At 36.8% G+C, this 625-nt stretch carries 1 protein-coding gene; it reads right to left on the minus strand.

Annotated features, from left to right (window positions below):
- Positions 1–380: hypothetical protein (locus QGG57_07070; GenBank protein ID MDP7007915.1), on the minus strand; the 380-nt coding region annotated here is incomplete at its 3' end.
- Between the last annotated feature and the right edge of the window lie 245 nt (positions 381–625).

Genomic DNA, 625 nt, shown 5'->3' on the forward strand with positions numbered 1-625 from the left:
GAAAGCAAAATAAAGGTTCCAACAACCATAGCTACTCCTGGAAATGCCTCGGAAAATACACGACCTGTTGTATTAGATAGGATAAAATTTGAATTCTGCCACTTTGTCATAGCTCTAACAAGAATAAGTGGGGAAATAAATCTAAAAATTAGAGTGAATAAGGCTAGAGGCCAGAGCAATTCAGGAGATGTAGAAGCATAGTAAACTGCCCAAAGAGCAATTACAAAGGCACAGCCAAGAAGTAATATCGCACCTATCAACAATAAATCACTGGATTTTTTCTCGGTTGCCCTTTCCAATAACAGAAGAAAAAGAGGATAAGCAAGAATCGCAATTCCCAGAAAAAGAATCAAAAATGCTACCAAATCAACTTGGTTCACATTTTACAACATTCAAGTCTTTTTATGAAATGAACCCCTGACTTTATCTATCCCTATTATCTCAATATAGTAGGCTGAAATGAGAAAAATAATCCCAATTGGTGTGATGATTATCCTTGCAACGACAGGTTGTACTGGACCTGGAGGGCTTTTTGGAGAGGATGAAGAGATTGAAGAACCATTTATCTATGATCTAACAATTGAGAATTTGTGGCAAGATATTCCTGAGAACATGACTTCAGCAT

The organism is Candidatus Poseidoniia archaeon (genome assembly GCA_030748895.1).
In the GTDB taxonomy this organism is placed as follows: Archaea; Thermoplasmatota; Poseidoniia; order MGIII; family CG-Epi1; genus UBA8886.